This is a genomic window from Caballeronia humi (assembly GCF_001544475.1).
Taxonomy (GTDB): Bacteria; Pseudomonadota; Gammaproteobacteria; order Burkholderiales; family Burkholderiaceae; genus Caballeronia; species Caballeronia humi.
Map to the genome: position 1 here is coordinate 1 of NZ_FCNW02000169.1, position 1,622 is coordinate 1,622.

A 1,622-nucleotide genomic window follows, 5' to 3' on the forward strand; every position below is an offset into this window, starting at 1 on the left:
CTGCGCGGACTAGATTGCGACAACGATAGCGCCTTTATGAACGAGACGGTGTTCGACTTCTGCAAAGCGACAGGTATCGAGCTTACGCGCTCACGTGCATACAAGAAGAACGACCAAGCGTGGGTCGAGCAGAAGAACGGCGCTATCGTTCGCCGCTTGGTCGGCTACGGAAGGCTGCAAGGTCTGGATGCCACGGAAGTCCTTGCCTCCCTTTACCAGGTATCACGGCTCTACATCAACTTCTTCCAGCCGTCATTCAAACTGAAATCAAAGACACGTCACGGGGCGAAGGTGACGAAGCACTATGATTCACCTTTGACGCCGCTCGAGCGCGTCTTGCGAGCGGCTTCAGTGCCGGAGGCAACCAAACGCAAACTCCGAACTCGATTCAGGGCGCTCGACCCATTGGATTTGTTGTCCCGGATACGTGAAGCGCAGCGGGGCGTTGCGACCTGCATCGAAAGCGGCACCTCACCGGCCGAGACAGCGACACCTGACCGCGTTGCCCTAGCGGAATTCCTGAGCAGCCTCGGAACAGCGTGGCAGGACGGTGAGGTAAGACCAACCCACCAACGAAAGACCAGCGTCCCACACACGTGGCGCAACCGGCAAGATCCGTTCGAGCACATGTGGCCGACGATCCAGCAATGGCTCGAATCCGAGCCCGGCATTACAGCAAGGAAACTGCACGAGCGGCTCGTCGCCCTGGCACCCACGATGTATTCCAGTGCGCAACTACGCACCCTGCAGCGACGCGTTAAAGCATGGAGATCGAACCGTGCACGAGAACTGGTGACCCGCATACTAAGCGATCCCGATGCGTTGAAGTCTAACGCCGCTACGCAGCGCCAGACTTCAACGCAAAAGAATGTGAAAACGACAATTAGGCTGGAGTAACATCCTCCCATGAGGCAACACGGCTCTCATCTTGTTTGACGCGCGGCAAGGTATCGAGCTTACGCGCTCACGTGCATACAAGAAGAACGACCAAGCGTGGGTCGAGCAGAAGAACGGCGCTATCGTTCGCCGCTTGGTCGGCTACGGAAGGCTGCAAGGTCTGGATGCCACGGAAGTCCTTGCCTCCCTTTACCAGGTATCACGGCTCTACATCAACTTCTTCCAGCCGTCATTCAAGCTGAAATCAAAGACACGTCACGGGGCGAAGGTGACGAAGCACTATGATTCACCTTTGACGCCGCTCGAGCGCGTCTTGCGAGCGGCTTCAGTGCCGGAGGAAACCAAACGCAAACTCCGAACTCGATTCAGGGCGCTCGACCCATTGGAGTTTGTTGTCCCGGATACGGCCGAACGAGAAATTCTCGCCTGGACAGCCGAAGGTAAAGAATCACCAGCTCAAACGAGGGACAACTGCAATCGACCAGCACGGGGCAACCGATTCCCGCGTCGATAGCAGTCCGGTCTTTGACCGCACGACGGAATGCACGCATGGCTCGACGTTTTACCGCCACAGTGCACACCACGAGCATTGTTAGCGCGACAAGCCGAAATATGGAGCCTTCAAAGATTGCGTCAGGCACATGGAAGACTAAGAGGCGGTTTCAAAAAGCCTAGATTGATCGTTGGAGAGTATTCCAGCAGATCACGCAAGCGGCCAATTTCAA

The 1,622-nt window shown here is 56.4% G+C and carries 1 protein-coding gene and 1 pseudogene; both read left to right on the forward strand.

What is annotated here, in order from left to right; translation table 11 throughout:
* Positions 1-897 (forward strand): annotated as a pseudogene (locus tag AWB65_RS34805) (transposase); the annotation flags it as partial.
* A gap of 31 nt (positions 898-928) precedes the next feature.
* Positions 929-1,411 carry a hypothetical protein gene (locus tag AWB65_RS34810; protein ID WP_235008110.1) on the forward strand — a complete coding sequence of 161 codons (483 nt, stop codon included), beginning with the start codon at positions 929-931 and terminating at the stop codon, positions 1,409-1,411.
* The last annotated feature ends 211 nt before the right edge of the window (positions 1,412-1,622 follow it).